Here is a 23,573-nt window from a genome sequence, read left to right on the forward strand (position 1 = left end):
ATGCTGAAAGTGCTGTTCTTGTTCCTGATCCTTATTGCTGGCGTAGTGCTTGGCCCGATGCTCGCAGGACGTCAGGGCTATGTACTGGTGCAAACCGACACCTACAACATCGAAACCAGCGTTACCGGATTGGTTATCATGCTGGTGCTGCTGTTAGTCGTCCTGTTTGCACTGGAGTGGCTGTTGCGCCGCGTATTTCGCACCGGCGCGCGCACCCGCGGCTGGTTCCTGGGCCGTAAACGCACACGCGCCAGAAAACAGACCAAAGCAGCCCTGCTTAAACTGGCTGAGGGCGATTATATTCAGGTTGAAAAACTGCTGACGCGTAACGCGGATCACGCAGAGCAACCGGTGATGAACTATCTGCTGGCCGCCGAAGCCGCGCAGCAGCGCGGTGATGAATTTCGTACCCGGCAGTATCTGGAGCGAGCGGCTGAAATGGCCGACACCGATCAGTTGCCGGTAGACATCACCCGCGTACGCATCCAACTGGCTCGTAATGAGGATCACGCCGCACGCCATGGCGTCGATCGTTTGCTGGCATACGCACCGCGCCATCCTGAAGTATTACGGTTAGCGGAACTGGCGTTCCAACGCACCCACGCTTACGGTGCGCTGTTAGATATTCTGCCTGCCATGCGCAAAACCCAGATTCGTACTGAGGAGGAGTTGGAGGCATTGCACCAATCCGCCCTGCTCGGTCTGATGGAACAAGCGATGGCGGAAGGCGGCAGCGAAGGCCTGAAGCAGTGGTGGAAGGAACAAAGCCGTAAGGTACGGCAAGATTTGCCATTGCAAGTGGCGATGGCGGAACACCTTATTGCCTGCGACGATCACCATACCGCCCAGCAGATTGTGATCGACGGATTGAAACGTCACTACGATGAACGTCTGGTTCTGCTAATGCCACGTCTGGCCGCAGGCGAACCGGCCTCATTGGAAATACTCCTGCGCCAGTTGCTAAAACAGCACGATAACAGTGCGTTACTGCACAGTACCCTGGGACAGTTAATGCTGAAACAGGGGGAGTGGCAGCAGGCCAGCGATGCGTTTGCTGCGGCGTTGGCGCTGCGCCCGGATGCCTTTGATTACGCCTGGCGCGCCGATGCCTTTGATCATCTGCGCCAACCGGAAGAAGCGGCACAGATGCGTCGCGAAGGGCTGTTACTCACACTACAAACCCCGTCTTAATCGCGCTCCCCGCTGCCCCACATTCTGGGGCAGCGCTATCCCATCAGCGAAAGAGACTCTTTTTTATACCGTTACGCAATATACCCTAAATAATTCGAGTTGCAGGAAGGCGGCAAGCGCTGGTCCGTAGGGTGAACCTCAGGAATGAGGTTCATTCATCCCTATGAGCTTACTCAGGTAAGTGATTCGGGTGACAAATCTGCCGGGAGCAGATTTGAACGCCGCGTGCGGCGGCCTCGTAAGAGGTGAGGCCTAGGGATGGGCCGAATAACGAGTGTAGCCAACGCACATGCAGCTTGAAGTATGACGGGCATAAATGAAACCGGTTTCATTTTGGATAACAAAAGGTGTATTAGTCGCGACTTGATCTGACACTGGACCTTGAAAGGTTGAGAGTTACCGGTTTTGATATGGGTGTCGAATCCTTATACAAAACACGAGGTAACTCTCATGCTTCATACTAACAATCCCATCATCAAACACAAAGCCGGCCTGCTCAATCTCGCCGAAGAACTCGGTAACGTATCAAAAGCCTGTAAAATCATGGGGGTGTCACGTGACACGTTTTATCGCTATCAGGAACTGGCGGCAGAAGGCGGCATTGACGCTCTGGTTAACCAAAACCGCCGGGTTCCCAACCTGAAAAACCGTGCTGATGAAGCCACTGAACGTGCGGTTGTTGATTACGCCATTGAGTTCCCGGCTCATGGCCAGCACCGGACCAGTAATGAGCTGCGTAAAAAAGGCGTCTTCATTTCTGGCAGCGGTGTGCGCTCCATCTGGCAACGACACGATCTGGAAAACTTTCGTAAGCGCCTGAAGGCACTTGAGGAAAAAGTTGCCAGAGAAGGCATCGTACTTACTGATGCTCAAATCGCTGCACTGGAGAAGAAGGCGCACGACGACGAAGCCTGTGGTGAAATAGAGACTGCTCACCCGGGTTATCTGGGGTCGCAGGACACCTTCTACGTGGGTAATCTGAAAGGTGTGGCCGTATCTACCAGCAGACGTTTGTAGTGGTCAACTAATATTGGCCACCGCATTAGACTGTATGTAGAACAGTCGCTCAGATTCGTTTGGAGTTAAGCCGCCGTTATACCAGTGAGGCCGGATAGCGCTGTAATACCCCGTGATGTAGCGGATAATCGCGTCCTGGGCTTCGCTGAAGCTGTTGTAACCCTTTGTCGGCACCCATTCTGTCTTCAGGCTGCGGAAGAACCGCTCCATTGGCGCATTATCCCAGCAGTTACCCCGCCGACTCATACTCTGCTTTATCCGGCAGCGCCACAGGGCTTGCCGGTATTGACGGCTGGTATAGTGGCTGCCCTGGTCGCTGTGGAACATGACTCCTGTTGGTTGTCCCCGGAGTTCCCAGGCCATCTGCAACGCTTTAACTGTCAGCGCCGAGTCCGGCGACGTCGACATGGCCCAGCCCACCGGTTTGCGGGCGAACAGGTCTAGCACCACCGCAAGGTAAGCCCAGCATTTGCCCGTCCAGATGTAGGTCACATCGCCGCACCAGACCTGATCCGGTGCGGTAACCGCGAACTGGCGGTTGAGATAGTTCGGTATTTCAACGTGTTCATTGCCGCCGCGTTTGTATTTGTGAGCCGGTCGCTGGCAGCTGGCGATACCCAGCTCCTTCATCAGCTTGCCAGCCAGCCAGCGCCCCATTTTGACACCAGAGCTGCCGGTGACGATGGTCGCGATACTTCGAGCGCCGGCAGAGCCGCCGCTGGCGTTCCAGGCTTCCATGACGCGACTACACTTAACCACGCGCTCACCGTCGGGTTCATTAGCGGAAGCCTGCCAGTGCCTGCAGCTGCTGCGATGTACCTCAAAAGTTTGGCACAACGCCGTGACCGGGTATCGCGCCCTCAGCCTGTCGACTACCGTGAACCGTTGAGTGAGTCCGACATTAAGAGCGCCGTAGCCTTTTTTAGGATTTCGTTCTCCATTTCAAGGCATTGGACTTTTTTCTTCATCTCACGCAGCTCGAGCTGTTCAGGGGTAAGAGGAAGTCCCGTTGGCGTTTTTCCCTGTCGTTCAAGGCGAAGCTTATTGACCCAGCGACTAATGGCAGAATGGCTGACATTAACCGCCTCTGCGGCCTTAACGTATGTGTAGCCGTGGTCGACAACCAGCTTTGCGGCTTCGAGCTTAAATTCCGCCGTAAAATGTTTACCCATGAGGTCACCTGTCGTGTTGATGAGGTGAGCATATCACCTCCGCTCAGGTGGCCAGTATCAGTGTGCCACTACAGTTCGTGGATACGTACTCGAAAGTGGCGCACTGCAAGCTTTACACGAGTAAAGCACCGATCTCTGCCGCCGACCTGCTCAATGATCGCGTGCTGCCGTTCTACGAAGCTCAGGGGCTGCCAATGCTAAGAATACTGACGGACAGGGGGACGGAGTACTGCGGTAAAGTGGAACAACATGACTATCAGCTGTACTTGGCTATCAACGATATAGACCATACGAAAACGAAAGCGATGTCTCCGCAGACAAACGGTATCTGCGAGCGCTTCCATAAAACTATTTTGCAGGATTTTTATCAGGTTGCGTTCCGTAAGACGTTATACGAGGACCTAGAAAGTCTACAAAAGGATCTGGACAACTGGTTGTGGCATTACAATAATGAGCGAACTCATCAGGGTAAAATGTGCTGCGGGCGTACGCCAATGGCCACGTTACTTGATGGTAAACGAGTCTGGGCAGAAAAAAATCTGAACCAGATTTAATCTGACAGACACCTGTATAAATAACCGGTAACTGTCAGATCAGGTCTGAGCTAATACACAAAAGGAGCAGCCCATGAGTACACGATTTCCTCCCGCATTCCTTTGGGGCGGAGCCACCGCCGCCAATCAGGTAGAAGGCGCATACGATGAAGCGGGAAAGGGACTGTCGATTGTGGACACCCTTCCAGGCGGCAAAGCACGATTAGCCATCGTTGCGTCCGAATCCTTCGATTTTTCGCTGGATACCGCGCGTTATACTTACCCTAACCACAAGGGCATCGACCATTATCACCGTTTCAAGGAAGATATCGCGCTGTTCGCTGAAATGGGCTTCAAGTGTTACCGTTTTTCCATTGCCTGGACCCGTATCTACCCTAACGGTGTGGAACAAACGCCCAATGAAGCAGGTATGGCACACTACGATGCGGTTATTGATACCTGTCTTGCCCACGGCATTGAACCGGTCATCACGATTTCTCACTACGAACTGCCTCTGCATCTGGCCACCGTCTATGGCGGTTGGAAAAACCGCGCGCTGGTCGGTTTTTTCGAGAGTTTTTCTCGCACGGTGCTCGAGCGTTTCGGGCACAAGGTCAAATATTGGATGACCTTCAACGAGATCAACAGCGCTGCGCATTTTCCGATCATGAGCCAGGGGCTCGTCGTCAAAACCGGAGCCCGGGACGCACAGGCGAAATTTCAGGCATGGCATCACCAGTTTGTCGCCAGCAGTCTGGCAACAAAAATTGCCCGCGAAGTCAATCCGAACATCCAGATGGGCTGCATGATTATTTATGCCACCACCTACGCCTACGACAGCAACCCGGTTAATCAGTTGGCGGCCATGCAACGCACGCAGTCCTTCAATTTCTATTGTGCCGATGTGCAAGCCAACGGCAAATACCCCTACTATGCGCAACGATTGTGGGACTCGCTCGGCGTCACTTTAGCGATCGAAGCTGGCGATCTTGAACTGCTGGCAAATCATACCGTCGATTACATCGGTTTCAGCTACTACATGTCGACCACCGTGAATGAAACCCACGCGCAGGGTGAAGACACCGAAGGCAATTTACTCGGGGGAACGCGCAACCCGTTTCTCGAGGCGAGCGAATGGGGATGGGAGATCGACCCAACCGGCCTGCGCATCGCGCTGAATCAGCTCTATGACCGATACGGTAAGCCACTGTTTTTGCTCGAAAACGGATTAGGTGCGATCGATAAACCCGACAGCAACCTCTACGTGGCGGACGATTACCGCATCAATTATCTGCGCCAGCATATTGAGGCGATGGCCGATGCCATTGCTGACGGTGTGACACTGATGGGCTATACCCCTTGGGGCTGTATCGATCTGGTCAGTATGTCGACGGGCGAAATGTCCAAGCGCTATGGCTTTATTTATGTCGATCTCGATGACACTCTTTCTGGCAGCGGCGATCGCCACAAGAAAAAATCCTTCTCATGGTATCAAAAGGTCATTGCCACCCACGGCGAAGATCTAACGCCCTAAAAATGGCGCAAAAAAACGCTTGCCAATAAACGGCAAGCGTTGAATAAGATCAGGTCATAAAAGACTACAGTAGAGTGCCTCACTCAACGTAATGTCCGAAAAGTCCGATGGTGTCGTGAAATGCAGTGAAAAGGCTAATCACAACGTCATCTGGAGGTGGACGATAGGCACCTGTAAACGGCTCTGCGTCATTCCCAGGATTATGAAGCCGAAGCAAACATAGAAGGCGGAATGAGCATCTACGGGGTTATAGCATGAACCGTGCCAGATTGTCGTGATATTGAAAAAAAATAAATCAACCTAATTTATTGAAAAATATATAATTTAAAACGCATCAATTTCGCAACCTATCCTCCCGGCTCACAGCTTGCGCCAAGCATGAATAACCCAACTGTCTCCGAATAGAGACTGTAGTGGCACACTGATACTGGCCACCTGAGCGGAGGTGATATGCTCACCTCATCAACACGACAGGTGACCTCATGGGTAAACATTTTACGGCGGAATTTAAGCTCGAAGCCGCAAAGCTGGTTGTCGACCACGGCTACACATACGTTAAGGCCGCAGAGGCGGTTAATGTCAGCCATTCTGCCATTAGTCGCTGGGTCAATAAGCTTCGCCTTGAACGACAGGGAAAAACGCCAACGGGACTTCCTCTTACCCCTGAACAGCTCGAGCTGCGTGAGATGAAGAAAAAAGTCCAATGCCTTGAAATGGAGAACGAAATCCTAAAAAAGGCTACGGCGCTCTTAATGTCGGACTCACTCAACGGTTCACGGTAGTCGACAGGCTGAGGGCGCGATACCCGGTCACGGCGTTGTGCCAAACTTTTGAGGTACATCGCAGCAGCTACAGGCACTGGCAGGCTTCCGCTAATGAACCCGACGGTGAGCGCGTGGTTAAGTGTAGCCGCGTCATGGAAGCCTGGAACGCCAGCGGCGGCTCTGCCGGCGCTCGAAGTATCGCGACCATCGTCACCGGCAGCTCCGGTGTCAAAATGGGGCGCTGGCTGGCTGGCAAGCTGATGAAGGAGCTGGGTATCGCCAGCTGCCAGCGACCGGCTCACAAATACAAACGCGGCGGCAATGAACACGTTGAAATACCGAACTATCTCAACCGCCAGTTCGCGGTTACCGCACCGGATCAGGTCTGGTGCGGCGATGTGACCTACATCTGGACGGGCAAATGCTGGGCTTACCTTGCGGTGGTGCTAGATCTGTTCGCCCGCAAACCGGTGGGCTGGGCCATGTCGACGTCGCCGGACTCGGCGCTGACAGTTAAAGCGTTGCAGATGGCCTGGGAACTCCGGGGACAACCAACAGGAGTCATGTTCCACAGCGACCAGGGCAGCCACTATACCAGCCGTCAATACCGGCAAGCCCTGTGGCGCTGCCGGATAAAGCAGAGTATGAGTCGGCGGGGTAACTGCTGGGATAATGCGCCAATGGAGCGGTTCTTCCGCAGCCTGAAGACAGAATGGGTGCCGACAAAGGGTTACAACAGCTTCAGCGAAGCCCAGGACGCGATTATCCGCTACATCACGGGGTATTACAGCGCTATCCGGCCTCACTGGTATAACGGCGGCTTAACTCCAAACGAATCTGAGCGACTGTTCTACATACAGTCTAATGCGGTGGCCAATATTAGTTGACCACTACAACCCGCACCAAACTCATCGAGTTTCTGGCTACGTGTACACCTACTACCGTTGTAATGGAAGCCTGCGCCGGTGCCCATTTTATGGCTCGTCGGATCAGTGAGCTGGGGCATGAAGTAAAGTTGATCTCTCCGCAGTTTGTCCGCCCTTTTGTCAAGAGCAACAAGAACGATTTCGTTGATGCCGAAGCAATATGCGAAGCCGGATCACGCCCTTCCATGCGGTTTGTGCAGCCAAGAACTGAGGCTCAGCAGGCTATGCGAACCTTGCATCGCGTCAGGGAGTCGTTGGTCAGAGACAACGTTAAAACGACTAACCAAATGCATGCTTTTTTACTGGAGTTTGGTATCAGCATGCCGAAAGGTATTGCGGTAATCAAAAGGCTTTCAGCTGTTCTGGCTGATAATGACTTGCCACCTTATCTGGCACAGTTGCTGCTTCGATTACACGATCATTACCAATATTTGGTTGGGCAGATAGCAGAGCTCGAAAGAGAACTTGGGCATGCACTCTCTCTAGATGAAACTGGCCAGCATTTAATGACCATCCCTGGTGTTGTACCGATAACAGCCAGCGTTTTGTCATCACAGTTAGGCGATGGCAAGCAATATGAAAACAGTCGTAATTTTGCCGCTTCCACCGGTCTTGTACCCCGCCAATACAGTACTGGAGGGAAGAATACTCGGCTGGGTATTAGGCTGTGTCCCTTAATTACCTGACAGGTGAAAAATCGTACAAATTAGACAGTTTCTGACAGTAAAAGCACACGGAATTAGCCAAAAAACGAACATGTTTGATATATTTTCCTCATTTCCAATCAGTGAAAATGAATTGCGGGACACAGCCTAGCAAGCGTGGAGATAAAAACCTTCGCCGATTGCTTGTTCAATGTGCGCGGGTATTTATCCTAAGAATTGGCCATCAATCAGGGAGATTAGCTGATTGGGTAAGGTCTCAGTTGGGCAGGAAACATTCTTGCGTTGTGTGCTGTGCATTAGCAAATAAATTAGCTCGAATAGCTTGGGCAATAACGACACGAAATACCGTGTTTGAACAGTAATGCTGGTCTAACAGTCAGCAATTTAACGAAGTTACCCATCTGGTTTTGCGAAGACTGATTATTGATGACATGAACGGCCTGACGGCCTGATATAAAACCAAAAAATGAAAATGGCTCAATGAAGCCGATGGCCTTTTTAGGAATATCAGGTGCGAAACTCATCGTGGCGCGGGCATCCTTGGCCATAAAGACGCCGGATAGATTTAAGCAAGCCCACCATTAATCAAAGATCAGTGTTGCAAAAATGGGGGTGACCATAGATTCATTGAGGGCTTTACAGGGTTTTGTTGACTCGATTTTTAAACTGATTAAATTGTCGCTGCATTGTCCAGACTATTCGCTGCTCAGCAAGCGAGCAAAGACAGTGAACATCAGCATAAAAACGCCAACCCGTGGTGAAATCTCACATCTGGTCATTGATGGAACCGGCCTGAAGGTCTTTGGCGAAGGCGAATGGAAAGTCCGGCAGCATGGTGCCGACAGACGCAGGGTGTGGCGTAAGCTGCATCTGGCAGTAGACAGTGCGACGCATGAGATTATCTGTGCGGATTTGTCGCTCAGTGGTACGACTGATGCCCAGGCTCTACCGGCACTGATAAACCAGACCCACCGGAAAATCAGAGAGGCATCGGCTGACGGCGCTTACGATACAGGTTACTGCCATGATGCTCTGCTGAGGAAGAAAATAAGGCCGCTTATCCCGCCGCGAAGGGGGGCGCAATATTGGCCGGACCACTACCACGAGCGTAACCACGCTGTTGCAAATCAGCGCCTGAGCGGCAGCAACGATACCTGGAAAAAGAAAGTGGGCTATCACCGACGCTCAGTGGCTGAAACGGCCATGTTCCGGTTCAAAACGCTTCTGGGTGGTCATTTAAGTCTGCGTGACTACGATGCTCAGGTGGGTGAAGCCATGGCGATGGTCAAAGCGCTTAACCGGATCACGCTATTAGGAATGCCGAACAGTATTCGCATCACGTAACAATCGACCTGGGGCACAGTCGTTACAAGTTCTGATTTATTCAACAAAGCCCTCAACACGATGTTTAACGGAAGACCACTTCCGTCTGTAGCCATATGGATTTTGGTGCCAAAACCACCTCGAGAGCGACCCAGCCCATTATCTCCGGTGATATCGGGATGTTTTTTTGAGCACCGGCAGCACATTTCAGCGCCCTGATATTGCTACCATCCAGCGCAGTCGCTGACCAGTCCACGAGGCCATGGGCATCAAATGATGAAAATAACTTATTGAAAATAATGTTAATGACTCCCGATTTTGACCATCGGTTAAAGCGGTTATAAACGGTTTTCCATGGGTCGTATCGCTCAGGTAAATCACGCCATGGGGCACCAGAGCACAGCACCCAGAACATGCCATTGATAATCATGCGATGCTCAGCCCATGGGCGTCCGGCCTGTGGTGTTGCTGGTTCAGCAGGGAGTAAGGGCTGGATGATAGCCCATGCTTCATCGGGAAGGTCGTAGCGAGCCATAGTTCAAAATGATGTAGAAACAAACAGTTAGTATAACTCATGGGATTGAGGGACACAGCCTAATCATTGTGTTATGGATAATTTCCTTTTTCTTGCAGTGCATTTTTGTTAACGTTGACAAGAGCGTAATTTACAATTTTGCTGTTTATTGTAGCGAGATCTTGCTATTTTTAAGCTTGTGTAAAAAAACAGAGTCACATGATGGGGAGCGTTAAGACTCTCTGTCTTATATCTATTGCTGAGAATCTATCTCCTCAGTGAAGCTATGTAGTCGGAGTTGGCTGTGCCGCGCATCGCGGTTAAAGAAGGTTGGGATGCGGTTCCTCGGAACGGTATTCCGCCCTGAAGCGCTTCATTTGTTAATAAAGGAAATCGTAATGAAGAAGACGTTACTTACGTTGGCCCTGGCAGTCGCCATGTCCTCTAGCGCGTTTGCTGCAGCGCCTGGTGCGGCAGTTGGCACCACCACCTCGTCCGTTGTGGCGGCGGGTGCTGCTGGTGCGGGTGCCGCTGCTGGCACCACTGCGCTGATTGCTGTGGGTGTGGCTGCTGCGGTAGCTGTTGGTGTTGCCGTTGCTGTTGCCAGCAATGACGATAACGGCAATACCGCAACTACCACTACCGGTACTGTTCAGTAAAGTCATTTTACAACCAAGGCCACTTCGGTGGCCTTTCTTTTATTATTTCTGGCTGTTTCGCGAGACATTCACGCAATGATAAAAATAACGCTCGTGGCAAAACGCAGTGCGATGATATTACTGCCACTGTTCGCGCTGGCATTGACCGGTTGTTCTCGAAATATGGATGCGTTTCAAAAAACCGCCAAACTGGCGATTTGGGGAACGGATGATGTGCTGGTTTCTGCTGACCGGGTTGAAAAAACGCCTTATGCTTCTGCCTATCTTAAGATTGGCAAGGCTTCTCAGGCCTTTGTAGTGTTGGCCTTCGCAGAAAATAATCAGCTTAAGTGGATCGGTGCAGACAGTAACATTCTGGTGATGCAGCAGGGGCGTATTGTGAAAACGCAGGGCTTTGGTGAAGATATTGCCCACGTGATTAATGTCACGCCCGACCCGCTTGCGGTAGGTCTGCTAAAACCGTCAGCCCCGATGCATTGGCAGGGGAAAATGGCCTGGTCACAGGTGCAGCGCGGTGATTATGCGGTTGAATCCGTGTTTCAGGCACGAGGTAAAGAAACGGTGACGATTCTGGGTAAGCCGCGCCAATTGCTTAAATTTACCGAGCAGGTTTCGGTATCAGCATTAAACGCTGAATATACCAACACCTATTGGCTGGAACCCGGCTCAGGGCAGGTAGTGCAAACCTGGCAATATATGGGGCCGGACATGGCACTGGTCAAATTCACGGTATTAAAACCCTACGTACAATAAGGGACTGACATGTTGGCATTTTCCCGTATGGCACTCCTGATGCTGTTTACAGTGGGGGCGGCACAGGCAGCGCAGTTGACAGTAAAAACCCCACAGCAAACGCTGGCGGTGGTAAAGAAAGCAGATGGCACACGACTGATTGAGTTTTATCAACAGGTGGCGTTTCCTGCCGATGTTAACTGGCGCACTGCGTTGATTTCTGATTACGCCAGTACGAAAAAGATTTATGCGCAGGCAGAAACACTGCGTAAATCGTTGGTCGAGCTTGAAACCCGCTGGCGCAACTCTGGCGATGGCGATCTGGCGATCTCCGCCTGGTTGATGCGTAAAATGTTGGATCAGGTTGACGTGGCCGGGCGAATCTCCACGCCGCTCGATCCCGACAGAATTCGGCTAAATCCACGCGTTAACCGCCCCCTTGTCGGTGACTATGCGCTCTATATTGCACCGTTGGCATCACGTTTTACGTTGGCAGGGCTTATCAACACCGATGCTGATGTGGCTGAGCTGAAAACGGTGGGAGATGTGGTATTGCAATCGGGCTGGACGATTCGGGATTATGTGCTGGATCGTCGTTTTCTGGCGGGTGCCAATCAGGATGCCGGTTACCTTATCGATGGGCAAGGCACATGGCGCAAGGTGCCACTGGCGTTGTGGAACCAGCAGCACATTGAGCCCGCCGCGGGTGAAACGCTGTTTATTGGTTTCAACCCCAGTGTCTTACCCAACGAATTCGCTTCTTTGAACGATCAAATCGCTGATTTTCTAGCTAACCGGATCCCACACTAATGACAAAGAACAGAAGATTTACAATAGGCTGTCTGTCGTTGGCCATCGGCAGCGCATTGGCGGGTCAGGCTATTGCGCAAGATGTCGCCCCGCAAAGCGATATGATTAAGGGCGTCACCAACTCGAATACCCATTTTGACAGTGCAGGCGTATCGCAGTCTGATTTTGGTGGCACCGGGTTGCTGCAAATGTCGACGGCGCGCATGGCGCGCAGCGGTGAGTTTAACCTTAACTACCGCGATAATGATGAATACCGGCGTTATTCCGTGTCGTTGCAACTGTTTGATTGGTTGGAAACCACTGTGCGTTATACGGATATTCGCACGCGAGCTTACAGCAACAACACCGACTTTAGTGGCAACCAAAGCTATAAAGATAAGGCCTTCGATCTTAAGGCTCGGCTGTGGCAGGAAAGCGCATGGCTGCCGTATGTCTCATTTGGCTTACGTGATATTGCCGGTACGGGGCTGTTTGATAGCGAGTACCTGGTTGCCAGCAAGCGTATGGGACCGTTTGATTTCACATTCGGCATTGGCTGGGGCAATATTGGGCAGAGTGGAAATATTAAAAACCCTGCCTGTGAGTTTAAAGCCAGCTTTTGTCAACGTAGTGATAGTTTTAAAACGGGCGGCGGGCAGTTTGAGGTGGGGAACTTTTTCCATGGCCCTGCTGCTCTGTTTGGTGGGATAGAGTACCAGACCCCATGGAATCCGCTGCGCTTTAAGCTGGAGTATGATGGCAATGATTATAGCCATGAAGCTTCGGAGTTTATTACTAGTCGGAAAAAAGCAGACGGAAAAATCAAACAAGACTCCCCCTTCAATATCGGTATGGTTTATCGCGTCAGCGACTATTTTGACACTACCCTTTCCTGGCAGCGTGGCAACACCTTGATGTGGGGCTTTAGCCTGCACACCAACTTTAATGATTTACGTCAATCACACCCTGAAGATGTTCCGCCGGTGTACGCGCCTGTCCATTCAGAGAACGGCACCAACTGGCAGCAGGTAGCGCGTGAGCTGGATGAGAAGGCGGGATACAGCGATGCTGATATTTATGCCGATGCGCATCAGGTCACCATTGTTGCCGATCAGGATAAGTACCGCGATAAGAACGACGCTAATCAGCGTGCGGCCACCGTTTTAGCAAATCATGTGCCCGAGAGCGTAGCGGAATACCACATAGTACGGCGTAACGAGCGTTTGCCGATAGAAAGCACGGCGGTGGATAGCAAAGCGTTCCGTGAGGTGCAAACCGCGTCTACCCCGCTAGGGCAGCCGGAACCGGTCAGCCACCGCGCTGAACCGCTCTCTGATATCAACGGGCAGCCGGTGCTACGCAGCGAGCCATCGCGCTTGACCTATGGTATCGAGCCGACTTTGACGCAATCCGTCGGCGGCGCGGAATCGTTCTATATGTATCAAGTGGCGCTGAAAGGCAGTGCGGATTATCGTCTGAGCGATCACTGGTCTGTGGGTGGTGCAGCGTCATTAAACCTGATCAACAATTACGATCGCTTCAATTACAAAACGCCACCGACTGATACCACTTTACCGCGCGTCAGAACCTGGATTCGTGAATACGTAACCTCTTCAGATTTGCTGCTGACCAACCTGCAATTGACACGCATGGATAACCCGGCAACAGACTGGTATACCCAGGTGTATGGCGGTTATCTGGAAATGATGTACGCGGGCGTTGGTTCAGAAGTGCTGTACCGTCCCTTTGGCGAGCGTTGGGCGCTGGGGCTGGATGTCAACTATGTCAAGCAGCGTGACTGGAATGATATCATGCGCACGGCGGATTATGATGTCGTTACCGGACACCTTACGGCTTACTGGGAAATGCCTTACGTTGAAGGATCTTTTGCGAAAATCAGCGTTGGGCGCTATCTGGCCGGAGACTATGGTGTAACGGTCGATCTGTCGCGTCGCTTTGACAGCGGCATTGTTGCCGGGGTGTTTGCCACCAAAACCGATGTCAGCACTAAAGACTACGGCGAAGGCAGCTTTACCAAGGGGTTCTATATCTCTATTCCGTTCGATTTAATGTTTACCGAACCGACGGTGAAACGCGGTGCTGTCGGCTGGGTGCCGCTGACGCGTGACGGTGGTCAGATGTTGCAACGACGCAACGGCCTCTATGGCGTGGCAGGTGAAATCCGCTAATAGCAATACGTAGAAGGCATCAACTGGCGTTACTCTCTAGAGTAGGGCCGCTACCTTATAAAGGAATATTATCGGCTCACAGTGGACGTTGTGCGAGTTTCAGGTAACGATATAAATAAGAAATTAACTGCGTTAATGTGCAGTGAATGGCATGATTTAGGTCATACTATTCACCCTTTGATGCAATGGAAGAGGCGTCATGTCTGTTAAATTGTATTAGCTCAGACCTAATCTGACAGTTACCGGTTATTTATACAGGTGTCTGTCAGATTAAATCTGGTTCAGATTTTTTTCTGCCCAGACTCGTTTACCATCAAGTAACGTGGCCATTGGCGTACGCCCGCAGCACATTTTACCCTGATGAGTTCGCTCATTATTGTAATGCCACAACCAGTTGTCCAGATCCTTTTGTAGACTTTCTAGGTCCTCGTATAACGTCTTACGGAACGCAACCTGATAAAAATCCTGCAAAATAGTTTTATGGAAGCGCTCGCAGATACCGTTTGTCTGCGGAGACATCGCTTTCGTTTTCGTATGGTCTATATCGTTGATAGCCAAGTACAGCTGATAGTCATGTTGTTCCACTTTACCGCAATACTCCGTCCCCCTGTCCGTCAGTATTCTTAGCATTGGCAGCCCCTGAGCTTCGTAGAACGGCAGCACGCGATCATTGAGCAGGTCGGCGGCAGAGATCGGTGCTTTACTCGTGTAAAGCTTGCAGTGCGCCACTTTCGAGTACGTATCCACGAACGTCTGCTGGTAGATACGGCCAACACCTTTCAGATTACCCACGTAGAAGGTGTCCTGCGACCCCAGATAACCCGGGTGAGCAGTCTCTATTTCACCACAGGCTTCGTCGTCGTGCGCCTTCTTCTCCAGTGCAGCGATTTGAGCATCAGTAAGTACGATGCCTTCTCTGGCAACTTTTTCCTCAAGTGCCTTCAGGCGCTTACGAAAGTTTTCCAGATCGTGTCGTTGCCAGATGGAGCGCACACCGCTGCCAGAAATGAAGACGCCTTTTTTACGCAGCTGATTACTGGTCCGGTGCTGGCCATGAGCCGGGAACTCAATGGCGTAATCAACAACCGCACGTTCAGTGGCTTCATCAGCACGGTTTTTCAGGTTGGGAACCCGGCGGTTTTGGTTAACCAGAGCGTCAATGCCGCCTTCTGCCGCCAGTTCCTGATAGCGATAAAACGTGTCGCGTGACACCCCCATGATTTTACAGGCTTTTGATACGTTACCGAGTTCTTCGGCGAGATTGAGCAGGCCGGCTTTGTGTTTGATGATGGGATTGTTAGTATGAAGCATGAGAGTTACCTCGTGTTTTGTATAAGGATTCGACACCCATATCAAAACCGGTAACTCTCAACCTTTCAAGGTCCAGTGTCAGATCAAGTCGCGACTAATACACATAATCGCAGTCTGGACTGTAATGAGAAGCTTTGGCAGAAGGTTGGAAAGACCGTGCCGGTGGGAGAAATCCAATTCGTTATGGCGGCTCGCGCGGGGCAGAAGGCGCGTACGGTGAAACAGGCACTGCGCGTGAAGCGAGTGTCGCTGCGTTGCGGGTTGGCAGTGACTTGTATGATAGCCAAGGAAATTGAGCCGCCAGCAGGCGTGAAGCCGGTCGAGTGGCGGTTGCTGAGCAATCGCGTACCTGAAGGACGAGAAGATATCGTGGAGCTGATCGACTGGTATCGGGCTAGATGGGAAATCGAGATGTTCTTCAATGTGCTGAAGAACGGCTGCTGTGTCGAAGCGTTACAGTTATCGACCGTGGATCGCATTGAGCGGGCATTGGCGCTGTTCATGATCGTGGCATGGCGCATCGCCTATTTAATGCGTATGGGACGAACCTGTCCAGAGCTGGACGCAATGTTGTTCTTTGATTCCGACGAGACTCATGGAGCTTACCTACTGATGAACAAGCGTATGCCCAAGGGCCGCCCTAAGCTAAACGAAGTATTGCGCTTAGTTGCGCAACTGGGAGGCTTTCTTGCTCGAAAAGGCGACGGTGAACCAGGCGCAAAAACTATCTGGAAAGGCTTGCAGAAAGTCATGACGGCCGCCGAAACGCTACGCGCGCTCAGGCACGAACAGAGATGTGTATAACGAGGTGACTCAAGGTGGGTGTCGGGTGCCGCTTTTTTTGGTAATGACTCCAATTAGTAGAACATGTGTTTTTCGATGAAGGCTCCGATGACTTTTTCGTGGATCTCGACGGAGCGCGAGAAGCAAATCGTTTTACGCGCCAGTCGTTTAATGCGGGTACGGAGCGTCAGGTTATTGCGCTCTATGCGTTGCGTGAAGATCTTGCCAGTCAGATGTTTCTGCTTCGGAACCTCTCTTGCATAGCTGCCCCAGTTGTCACTGGTAATCATGCCGATGTTGAACGGTGTCAACAGAGCCAGCAATTCACGGCAGGTCTCATCGGTTCGGGGGCCAAAAGTGTAGGCCAGAACACCGCCCGTTTTGGTATTGTAAGCGTACCAGAGCCAGTGCTGTAGCGCCTGACTGCCAACGAAGCTCCATTGCTCATCAAGTTCACAGATAAGGGCGACGTCGGCGTGAGCAACGGGAGAAGACGTTATCCTGCGGGGCGAGAGCTTTTTAAAGCCCGGATGACCGTATTGATGCCGATTTTCAACGTTCTGGCGGTATCGCGAACACCGGCACCGTTGAAGGCCATATCAACGATCTGCTCTTTGACTCCCGGCTTTCGCGCTTCATAGCGGTAGGTAAGCTGGAATACACGGCGACATCACTGACACCGGAAGCGTTCGCGCTTAGTTGGACTAAGGCCATGTCGATAAACTTTATCTGAATAGCAGCGAGGGCAATGAACAAAAACAGTAACCACGTGGAAACCTCAAATAGTGGCAGAATATCACAAAAGCCAACTATTTTAAGGCATTACCCGCAATCGGAACGTTGTTGAGCGGTGCTTTGGCCGTCTGAAAGAATACCGTCGCATTGCGACACGTTACGACAAAACGGCGAGGAATTATCTGGCAATGTTGAAACTGGGCTGCATCCGCCTGTTTTACCAGAGGTTATGTAATTAAGGGACACAGCCTAGCAAGCGTGGAGATAAAAACCTTCGCCGATTGCTTGTTCAATGTGCGCGGGTATTTATCCTAAGAATTGACCATCAATCAGAGAGATTAGCTGATTGGGTAAGGTCTCAGTTGGGCAGGAAACATTCTTGCGTTGTGTGCTGTGCATTAGCAAATAAATTAGCTCGAATAGCTTGGGCAATAACGACACGAAATACCGTGTTTGAACAGTAATGCTGGTCTAACAGTCAGCAATTTAACGAAGTTACCCATCTGGTTTTGCGAAGACTGATTATTGATGACATGAACGGCCTGACGGCCTGATATAAAACCAAAAAATGAAAATGGCTCAATGAAGCCGATGGCCTTTTTAGGAATATCAGGTGCGAAACTCATCGTGGCGCGGGCATCCTTGGCCATAAAGACGTCGGATAGATTTAAGCAAGCCCACCATTAATCAAAGATCAGTGTTGCAAAAATGGGGGTGACCATAGATTCATTGAGGGCTTTACAGGGTTTTGTTGACTCGATTTTTAAACTGATTAAATTGTCGCTGCATTGTCCAGACTATTCGCTGCTCAGCAAGCGAGCAAAGACAGTGAAGATCAGCATAAAAACGCCAACCCGTGGTGAAATCTCACATCTGGTCATTGATGGAACCGGCCTGAAGGTCTTTGGCGAAGGCGAATGGAAAGTCCGGCAGCATGGTGCCGACAGACGCAGGGTGTGGCGTAAGCTGCATCTGGCAGTAGACAGTGCGACGCATGAGATTATCTGTGCGGATTTGTCGCTCAGTGGTACGACTGATGCCCAGGCTCTACCGGCACTGATAAACCAGACCCACCGGAAAATCAGAGAGGCATAGGCTGACGGCGCTTACGATACAGGTTACTGCCATGATGCTCTGCTGAGGAAGAAAATAAGGCCGCTTATCCCGCCGCGAAGGGGGGCGCAATATTGGCCGGACCACTACCACGAGCGTAACCACGCTGTTGCAAATCAGCGCCTGAGCGGCAGCAACGATACCTGGAAAAAGAAAGTGGGCTATCACCGACGCTCAGTGGCTGAAACGGCCATGTTCCGGTTCAAAACGCTTCTGGGTGGTCATCTAAGTCTGCGTGACTACGATGCTCAGGTGGGTGAAGCCATGGCGATGGCCAAAGCGCTTAACCGGATCACGCTATTAGGAATGCCGAACAGTATTCGCATCACGTAACAATCGAATTGGGGCACTGTAGTGGTCAACTAATATTGGCCACCGCATTAGACTGTATGTAGAACAGTCGCTCAGATTCGTTTGGAGTTAAGCCGCCGTTATACCAGTGAGGCCGGATAGCGCTGTAATACCCCGTGATGTAGCGGATAATCGCGTCCTGGGCTTCGCTGAAGCTGTTGTAACCCTTTGTCGGCACCCATTCTGTCTTCAGGCTGCGGAAGAACCGCTCCATTGGCGCATTATCCCAGCAGTTACCCCGCCGACTCATACTCTGCTTTATCCGGCAGCGCCACAGGGCTTGCCGGTATTGACGGCTGGTATAGTGGCTGCCCTGGTCGCTGTGGAACATGACTCCTGTTGGTTGTCCCCGGAGTTCCCAGGCCATCTGCAACGCTTTAACTGTCAGCGCCGAGTCCGGCGACGTCGACATGGCCCAGCCCACCGGTTTGCGGGCGAACAGGTCTAGCACCACCGCAAGGTAAGCCCAGCATTTGCCCGTCCAGATGTAGGTCACATCGCCGCACCAGACCTGATCCGGCGCGGTAACCGCGAACTGGCGGTTGAGATAGTTCGGTATTTCAACGTGTTCATTGCCGCCGCGTTTGTATTTGTGAGCCGGTCGCTGGCAGCTGGCGATACCCAGCTCCTTCATCAGCTTGCCAGCCAGCCAGCGCCCCATTTTGACACCGGAGCTGCCGGTGACGATGGTCGCGATACTTCGAGCGCCGGCAGAGCCGCCGCTGGCGTTCCAGGCTTCCATGACGCGGCTACACTTAACCACGCGCTCACCGTCGGGTTCATTAGCGGAAGCCTGCCAGTGCCTGTAGCTGCTGCGATGTACCTCAAAAGTTTGGCACAACGCCGTGACCGGGTATCGCGCCCTCAGCCTGTCGACTACCGTGAACCGTTGAGTGAGTCCGACATTAAGAGCGCCGTAGCCTTTTTTAGGATTTCGTTCTCCATTTCAAGGCATTGGACTTTTTTCTTCATCTCACGCAGCTCGAGCTGTTCAGGGGTAAGAGGAAGTCCCGTTGGCGTTTTTCCCTGTCGTTCAAGGCGAAGCTTATTGACCCAGCGACTAATGGCTGACATTAACCGCCTCTGCGGCCTTAACGTATGTGTAGCCGTGGTCGACAACCAGCTTTGCGGCTTCGAGCTTAAATTCCGCCGTAAAATGTTTACCCATGAGGTCACCTGTCGTGTTGATGAGGTGAGCATATCACCTCCGATCAGGTGGCCAGTATCAGTGTGCCACTACAATCCGCTGCACACACCCGGCATGATTGCCTACCAGCATGGGCCGTTCTGCTGGGGCAAAGATGCAGAAGAAGCGCTGCACAATGCGGTGGTGCTGGAAGAGGTGGCGCGCATGGCCTGGCTCGCCTGCACGCTGAATCCCCATTTACGCCCGCTCGATAGTGCGTTGCAGCACAAGCATTTTAATCGTAAACACGGTCCGAACGCCTACTACGGGCAAAAATAACGCCTTGACGGCCATTCCTCTCCAACGTGAGAAATGGCCGTATTCTCTGCCAATTACGCGCCCTTCCTCGCACCAATCCCCTATACTTTATGTGAAAACCTTCAACAATATGTTATCTGCATCACGCCTAAATGTTTTTATTTGGTTAATCCTTGGCTGTGGTGTTTGTTTTCGATTATGATAATGTTCGAAAATGAAAATTTTGACCTTTTTTGGGACACGGAGGAGAACGCGTGGAAACCAAAGACCTTATCGTAATCGGTGGGGGCATCAACGGCGCAGGCATTGCAGCCGATGCCGCGGGCCGTGGCTTGTCTGTGCTGCTGTTGGAAGCTCAGGATCTTGCTAGCGCCACCTCCTCTGCCAGTTCAAAATTAATCCACGGCGGCCTGCGCTACCTGGAACATTACGAGTTTCGTTTGGTGAGCGAAACGCTCTCCGAGCGTGAAAAATTGCTGAAGATGGCACCGCACATCATATTCCCAATGCGCTTCCGTTTGCCCCATCAGCCGCACCTGCGCCCGGCCTGGATGATCCGTATCGGGCTGTTTATGTATGACAATCTGGGCAAACGCGTCAGCCTGCCCGCCAGCCACGGCCTGAAATTTGGCAAAGATTCAGTACTCAAACCCGAATTAACGCGCGGTTTCGAATATTCCGACTGCTGGGTAGACGATGCGCGTCTGGTGGTGTTGAACGCGCAGGAAGTGGTGAAACGCGGTGGCGAAGTGCGTACCCGCACCAAAGTGACGCGGGCGCGTCGTGAAGGAGATCTGTGGATCATCGATGCCGTCGACAGCGTAACCGGGGAAACCCACACCTGGCAGGCGAAAGGGCTGGTCAACGCCACGGGGCCTTGGGTGAAAGAGTTCTTCGATCACGGTCTGGAGCTGAAATCCCCTTATGGCATTCGCCTGATCAAAGGCAGCCACATTGTTGTGCCTCGCGTACACGATGAACCGCAGGCCTACATTCTGCAAAACAAAGATAACCGCATCGTGTTTGTGATTCCGTGGCAGGATGAGTTCTCGATCATCGGCACCACCGACGTGGAATACCACGGCGATCCGCATGAAGTGAAGATCGACGACAAAGAAGTGGCCTACCTACTGGATGTCTACAACGATCACTTCAAAAAGACGCTGACGAGAGACGATATCGTATGGACCTATTCCGGCGTGCGCCCGCTGTGCGATGACGAGTCGGATTCTCCGCAGGCCATTACCCGTGATTACACGCTGTCAGTGGCGGATGAACACGGCAAAGCGCCTTTGCTGTCGGTATTTGGCGGCAAGCTGACCACCTACCGCAAGCTGGCAGAACACGCGATGGAGAAGCTGGCAAAATACTATCCTCACAGTGGTCAGGCCTGGACGCAAAACGCGGTACTGCCCGGCGGCGATTTGGCCGGTACGCGCGACGAATACGCGGCTGCGCTGCGCCGTCGCTTCAATCTGCCGGAATCGCTGGCGCGTCGCTATGCCCGCACCTACGGCTCCCACAGCGAGCTGATCCTGACGAACGCTACAGGCATTCACGACCTCGGCGAAAACTTCGGACACGATCTCTACGAAGCTGAATTGCGCTATCTGGCCGACAAAGAGTGGGTTGTCAGCGTGGAGGATGCCATCTGGCGTCGTACCAAGCTGGGCATGTGGCTGAATGATGAGCAGAAACAGCGCGTTGCTGACTGGCTAAGTGCCTATCGCCAATCCAAGGTTGCCGCACAATAATTTTCCTGCCAGACCGCTCCTCCAACGACAGGTTACCGAAAGGTAACCTGTTCGTTTTTTACACGAAAGAAACGTTAACATTTCGCGGGATACAACGCCCGTTAACCATGTAAAAAATGTGGTTAATCATTTTTCCCCGCTTCGCGCTAATCGGTTCTCACAGACGCAAGTCAAAACAGTGTCATCTCAAAAAAACAAACCGGGTCAGTAACAGTAAATAATAAACGAATGCTAATAAACATTGCGCACAATGTTATTTATTATGTTAATAGAATTTGAAATTGAGGAATATATTTATCACATGAAGGAAAGCGATGGATAAAATATATATCTGACAGGATGTAAATAAGAATAATAATCAATACACGCAAAAAAATAAATGGTTATTTATTTTTCTACGATATAGCTCACAGAATAAATGCAATAAAATACCCATTCTTATTAATGATTAACGGAGTAATAAATTGCATATCAAGTACTCTATTATTAGTGCTGATAGCAGATCATGACCTCCGTCCTATTCAACATTGCATCGTAAGTCAGTTCGCAAAACAGACGCGGGTAATAAGCCGTTGTGATGAGATATCGTTATTACTTATTTTATATAACGATTAGTGTTTACTGTCACGTTATTTCTTGCCGCCTTGTTGCGTGTTTTGTACTGCGTTGATTTCCGTGCTCATGTATTCGGGTATGCGGAGGATGAAAATTAAATGCCTAATCAGGTTGAGCGTCCTTTATTGGATCTGGGATTAACAAGACTCGAATTCCTGCGGATTTCAGGCAAAGGCCTGACAGGGATCACTATTGCGCCAGCACTGCTTTCACTGTTGGGGTGCCGACAGGAACAGATCGACAGCGGCGTTATCGGGCTGACGACCACCCCCAAAGGCGTGCTGGTGACAAACCGCGCCCGCTGCACTGGGTGCCATCGCTGCGAAACCGCCTGCACGTCGTTTAATGACGGTAGCGTTGGTTCCTATTTTTCACGCGTCAAAATCCATCGCCATTTCTACTACGGCGACGGTGGGCTTGGCTCCGGCGGCGGCCTGTACGGCGATCTCAATTTCACCACTGACACTTGTCGGCAGTGTAAAGATCCCGAATGCATGAAAGCCTGCCCTATCAAGGCGATCGCCTTCAATGAAGAGCATGGCAGCATCGCCGTGGACACCAAGCGCTGCATCTGCTGCGCCGCCTGTACCACCGCCTGTCCCTGGATGATGGCGACCGTTAACCCGAAGACCAAAAAATCGGGCAAATGCATTCTGTGCGGTGAATGTGCGACGGCGTGCCCGACCGGGGCATTATCCATTATCGAGTGGGTAATGACTCCAATTAGTAGAACATGTGTTTTTCGATGAAGGCTCCGATGACTTTTTCGTGGATCTCGACGGAGCGCGAGAAGCAAATCGTTTTACGCGCCAGTCGTTTAATGCGGGTACGGAGCGTCAGGTTATTGCGCTCTATGCGTTGCGTGAAGATCTTGCCAGTCAGATGTTTCTGCTTCGGAACCTCTCTTGCATAGCTGCCCCAGTTGTCACTGGTAATCATGCCGATGTTGAACGGTGTCAACAGAGCCAGCAATTCACGGCAGGTCTCATCGGTTCGGGGGCCAAAAGTGTAGGCCAGAACACCGCCCGTTTTGGTATTGTAAGCGTACCAGAGCCAGTGCTGTAGTGCCTTACTGCCAACGAAGCTCCATTGCTCATCAAGTTCACAGATAAGGGCGACGTCGGCGTGAGCAACGGGCGAAGACGTTATCCTGCGGGGCGAGAGCTTTTTAAAGCCCGGATGACCGTATTGATGCCGATTTTCAACGTTCTGGCGGTATCGCGAACACCGGCACCGTTGAAGGCCATATCAACGATCTGCTCTTTGACTCCCGGCTTTCGCGCTTCATAGCGGTAGGTAAGCTGGAATACACGGCGACAGCACTGACACCGGAAGCGTTCGCGCTTAGTTGGACTAAGGCCATGTCGATAAACTTTATCTGAATGGCAGCGAGGGCAATGAACAAAAACAGTAACCACGTGGAAACCTCAAATAGCGGCAGAATATCACAAAAGCCAAC

The 23,573-nt window shown here is 51.6% G+C and carries 15 protein-coding genes and 12 pseudogenes; 19 read left to right on the forward strand and 8 right to left on the reverse strand.

Annotated elements, in window-relative coordinates; all coding sequences use genetic code 11:
- Both hemY and ACWWJF_RS10705 read left to right on the forward strand, forming a co-directional pair.
- Positions 1 to 1,191 (forward strand): protoheme IX biogenesis protein HemY, encoded by a 1,191-nt coding sequence (hemY, locus tag ACWWJF_RS10700; protein ID WP_455869425.1) that lies wholly within the window; start codon positions 1 to 3, stop codon positions 1,189 to 1,191.
- A 450-nt stretch (positions 1,192 to 1,641) separates the two neighbouring features.
- A pseudogene (locus ACWWJF_RS10705) lies at positions 1,642 to 2,207 on the forward strand (helix-turn-helix domain-containing protein); the annotation flags it as partial.
- 4 nt (positions 2,208 to 2,211) lie between these two features.
- Here the strand turns inward: ACWWJF_RS10705 and ACWWJF_RS10710 are convergent.
- Positions 2,212 to 3,380 (reverse strand): IS3 family transposase gene (locus ACWWJF_RS10710; RefSeq protein WP_455869426.1). Its coding sequence is split into 2 segments (ribosomal slippage): positions 2,212 to 3,125 and positions 3,125 to 3,380, totalling 1,170 coding nucleotides; the frame shifts between segments, so codons are not numbered across the junction.
- A 74-nt stretch (positions 3,381 to 3,454) separates the two neighbouring features.
- Between ACWWJF_RS10710 and ACWWJF_RS10715 the strand changes: the two are divergent.
- The 5 genes and pseudogenes from ACWWJF_RS10715 to ACWWJF_RS10735 all read left to right on the forward strand — a co-directional run.
- A pseudogene (locus ACWWJF_RS10715) lies at positions 3,455 to 3,934 on the forward strand (integrase core domain-containing protein); the annotation flags it as partial.
- A gap of 73 nt (positions 3,935 to 4,007) precedes the next feature.
- Positions 4,008 to 5,447: a glycoside hydrolase family 1 protein gene (locus tag ACWWJF_RS10720; protein WP_455869427.1), complete on the forward strand. Its 1,440-nt coding sequence runs from the start codon at positions 4,008 to 4,010 to the stop codon at positions 5,445 to 5,447.
- Between the two features lie 482 nt (positions 5,448 to 5,929).
- A protein-coding gene (locus ACWWJF_RS10725; RefSeq protein ID WP_455868400.1) for an IS3 family transposase occupies positions 5,930 to 7,098 on the forward strand; the annotation gives its coding sequence in 2 pieces (ribosomal slippage) (positions 5,930 to 6,185 and positions 6,185 to 7,098; 1,170 coding nt in all).
- Positions 7,099 to 7,106: 8 nt separating this feature from the next.
- Positions 7,107 to 7,799: pseudogene (locus tag ACWWJF_RS10730) on the forward strand (IS110 family RNA-guided transposase); the annotation flags it as partial.
- Between the two features lie 98 nt (positions 7,800 to 7,897).
- On the forward strand, positions 7,898 to 8,164 hold the full coding sequence (locus tag ACWWJF_RS10735; RefSeq protein WP_455869428.1) for a transposase: 267 nt from the start codon (positions 7,898 to 7,900) through the stop codon (positions 8,162 to 8,164).
- Here the strand turns inward: ACWWJF_RS10735 and ACWWJF_RS10740 are convergent.
- Positions 8,111 to 8,350: a hypothetical protein gene (locus ACWWJF_RS10740; RefSeq protein ID WP_455868475.1), complete on the reverse strand. Its 240-nt coding sequence runs from the start codon at positions 8,348 to 8,350 to the stop codon at positions 8,111 to 8,113. The two genes, ACWWJF_RS10735 and ACWWJF_RS10740, sit on opposite strands and share 54 nt — an antisense overlap.
- Before the next feature lie 79 nt (positions 8,351 to 8,429).
- Between ACWWJF_RS10740 and ACWWJF_RS10745 the strand changes: the two are divergent.
- Positions 8,430 to 9,146: pseudogene (locus tag ACWWJF_RS10745) on the forward strand (IS5 family transposase); the annotation flags it as partial.
- Positions 9,147 to 9,199: 53 nt separating this feature from the next.
- Here ACWWJF_RS10745 and ACWWJF_RS10750 read toward each other — a convergent pair.
- A pseudogene (locus ACWWJF_RS10750) lies at positions 9,200 to 9,660 on the reverse strand (IS5 family transposase); the annotation flags it as partial.
- A gap of 398 nt (positions 9,661 to 10,058) precedes the next feature.
- Here ACWWJF_RS10750 and ACWWJF_RS10755 point away from each other — a divergent pair.
- From ACWWJF_RS10755 to ACWWJF_RS10770, 4 genes are read left to right on the forward strand one after another with little or no spacing between them, the layout of a single operon-like run.
- Complete coding sequence (locus tag ACWWJF_RS10755) at positions 10,059 to 10,298, forward strand: hypothetical protein (protein ID WP_455869429.1); 240 nt, start codon at positions 10,059 to 10,061, stop codon at positions 10,296 to 10,298.
- A 27-nt stretch (positions 10,299 to 10,325) separates the two neighbouring features.
- Positions 10,326 to 11,051 carry a YjbF family lipoprotein gene (locus tag ACWWJF_RS10760; RefSeq protein ID WP_455869430.1) on the forward strand — a complete coding sequence of 242 codons (726 nt, stop codon included), beginning with the start codon at positions 10,326 to 10,328 and terminating at the stop codon, positions 11,049 to 11,051.
- Between the two features lie 9 nt (positions 11,052 to 11,060).
- Complete coding sequence (locus tag ACWWJF_RS10765; RefSeq protein ID WP_455869431.1) at positions 11,061 to 11,840, forward strand: capsule biosynthesis GfcC D2 domain-containing protein; 780 nt, start codon at positions 11,061 to 11,063, stop codon at positions 11,838 to 11,840.
- Positions 11,840 to 14,008, forward strand: a complete 2,169-nt coding sequence (locus tag ACWWJF_RS10770) for a YjbH domain-containing protein (RefSeq protein WP_455869432.1) — start codon at positions 11,840 to 11,842, stop codon at positions 14,006 to 14,008. The genes ACWWJF_RS10765 and ACWWJF_RS10770 overlap by 1 nt, the downstream gene beginning before the upstream one ends.
- Before the next feature lie 270 nt (positions 14,009 to 14,278).
- Here ACWWJF_RS10770 and ACWWJF_RS10775 read toward each other — a convergent pair whose 3' ends face one another.
- Positions 14,279 to 15,319: an IS481 family transposase gene (locus tag ACWWJF_RS10775; protein WP_455868673.1), complete on the reverse strand. Its 1,041-nt coding sequence runs from the start codon at positions 15,317 to 15,319 to the stop codon at positions 14,279 to 14,281.
- A 69-nt stretch (positions 15,320 to 15,388) separates the two neighbouring features.
- Between ACWWJF_RS10775 and ACWWJF_RS10780 the strand changes: the two are divergent.
- A pseudogene (locus tag ACWWJF_RS10780) lies at positions 15,389 to 16,123 on the forward strand (IS4 family transposase); the annotation flags it as partial.
- Between the two features lie 53 nt (positions 16,124 to 16,176).
- Here ACWWJF_RS10780 and ACWWJF_RS10785 read toward each other — a convergent pair.
- A pseudogene (locus ACWWJF_RS10785) lies at positions 16,177 to 16,871 on the reverse strand (IS1 family transposase).
- 58 nt (positions 16,872 to 16,929) lie between these two features.
- Between ACWWJF_RS10785 and ACWWJF_RS10790 the strand changes: the two are divergent.
- A pseudogene (locus ACWWJF_RS10790) lies at positions 16,930 to 17,076 on the forward strand (transposase); the annotation flags it as partial.
- Between the two features lie 12 nt (positions 17,077 to 17,088).
- Positions 17,089 to 17,301: pseudogene (locus ACWWJF_RS10795) on the forward strand (IS110 family transposase); the annotation flags it as partial.
- Here ACWWJF_RS10795 and ACWWJF_RS10800 read toward each other — a convergent pair.
- Complete coding sequence (locus tag ACWWJF_RS10800) at positions 17,248 to 17,487, reverse strand: hypothetical protein (protein ID WP_455868475.1); 240 nt, start codon at positions 17,485 to 17,487, stop codon at positions 17,248 to 17,250. The pseudogene ACWWJF_RS10795 and the gene ACWWJF_RS10800 overlap by 54 nt on opposite strands.
- 79 nt (positions 17,488 to 17,566) lie before the next feature.
- Here ACWWJF_RS10800 and ACWWJF_RS10805 point away from each other — a divergent pair.
- Positions 17,567 to 18,283: pseudogene (locus tag ACWWJF_RS10805) on the forward strand (IS5 family transposase); the annotation flags it as partial.
- Positions 18,284 to 18,308: 25 nt separating this feature from the next.
- Here ACWWJF_RS10805 and ACWWJF_RS10810 read toward each other — a convergent pair.
- Positions 18,309 to 19,469 (reverse strand): annotated as a pseudogene (locus ACWWJF_RS10810) (IS3 family transposase).
- A 72-nt stretch (positions 19,470 to 19,541) separates the two neighbouring features.
- Between ACWWJF_RS10810 and ACWWJF_RS10815 the strand changes: the two are divergent.
- The 3 genes and pseudogenes from ACWWJF_RS10815 to ACWWJF_RS10825 all read left to right on the forward strand — a co-directional run.
- Positions 19,542 to 19,766: pseudogene (locus ACWWJF_RS10815) on the forward strand (class II aldolase/adducin family protein); the annotation flags it as partial.
- Between the two features lie 233 nt (positions 19,767 to 19,999).
- A complete protein-coding gene (glpD, locus tag ACWWJF_RS10820) occupies positions 20,000 to 21,499 on the forward strand; it encodes a glycerol-3-phosphate dehydrogenase (protein ID WP_455869433.1) in 1,500 nt (499 codons plus the stop codon).
- A 713-nt stretch (positions 21,500 to 22,212) separates the two neighbouring features.
- On the forward strand, positions 22,213 to 22,863 hold the full coding sequence (locus ACWWJF_RS10825) for a ferredoxin-like protein (protein ID WP_455869434.1): 651 nt from the start codon (positions 22,213 to 22,215) through the stop codon (positions 22,861 to 22,863).
- Here the strand turns inward: ACWWJF_RS10825 and ACWWJF_RS10830 are convergent.
- Positions 22,838 to 23,532, reverse strand: a protein-coding gene (locus ACWWJF_RS10830; RefSeq protein WP_455868638.1) for an IS1 family transposase whose coding sequence is annotated in 2 segments (ribosomal slippage) — positions 22,838 to 23,289 and positions 23,289 to 23,532 — 696 coding nt in all. Because the reading frame shifts where the segments join, the coding sequence is not laid out codon by codon here. The genes ACWWJF_RS10825 and ACWWJF_RS10830 overlap by 26 nt on opposite strands.
- Positions 23,533 to 23,573: the final 41 nt, after the last annotated feature.

It is taken from the genome of Symbiopectobacterium sp. Eva_TO (genome assembly GCF_053848865.1).

Excerpts from the sequence above, each read along its gene's own strand:
- hemY (WP_455869425.1), top strand. The coding sequence starts at position 1 with ATGCTGAAAGTGCTGTTCTTGTTCCTGATCCTTATTGCTGGCGTAGTG.
- ACWWJF_RS10720 (WP_455869427.1), top strand. The coding sequence starts at position 4,008 with ATGAGTACACGATTTCCTCCCGCATTCCTTTGGGGCGGAGCCACCGCC.
- ACWWJF_RS10740 (WP_455868475.1), bottom strand. The coding sequence starts at position 8,350 with ATGGCCAAGGATGCCCGCGCCACGATGAGTTTCGCACCTGATATTCCT.
- ACWWJF_RS10765 (WP_455869431.1), top strand. The coding sequence starts at position 11,061 with ATGTTGGCATTTTCCCGTATGGCACTCCTGATGCTGTTTACAGTGGGG.
- ACWWJF_RS10770 (WP_455869432.1), top strand. The coding sequence starts at position 11,840 with ATGACAAAGAACAGAAGATTTACAATAGGCTGTCTGTCGTTGGCCATC.
- ACWWJF_RS10775 (WP_455868673.1), bottom strand. The coding sequence starts at position 15,319 with ATGCTTCATACTAACAATCCCATCATCAAACACAAAGCCGGCCTGCTC.
- ACWWJF_RS10800 (WP_455868475.1), bottom strand. The coding sequence starts at position 17,487 with ATGGCCAAGGATGCCCGCGCCACGATGAGTTTCGCACCTGATATTCCT.
- ACWWJF_RS10825 (WP_455869434.1), top strand. The coding sequence starts at position 22,213 with ATGCCTAATCAGGTTGAGCGTCCTTTATTGGATCTGGGATTAACAAGA.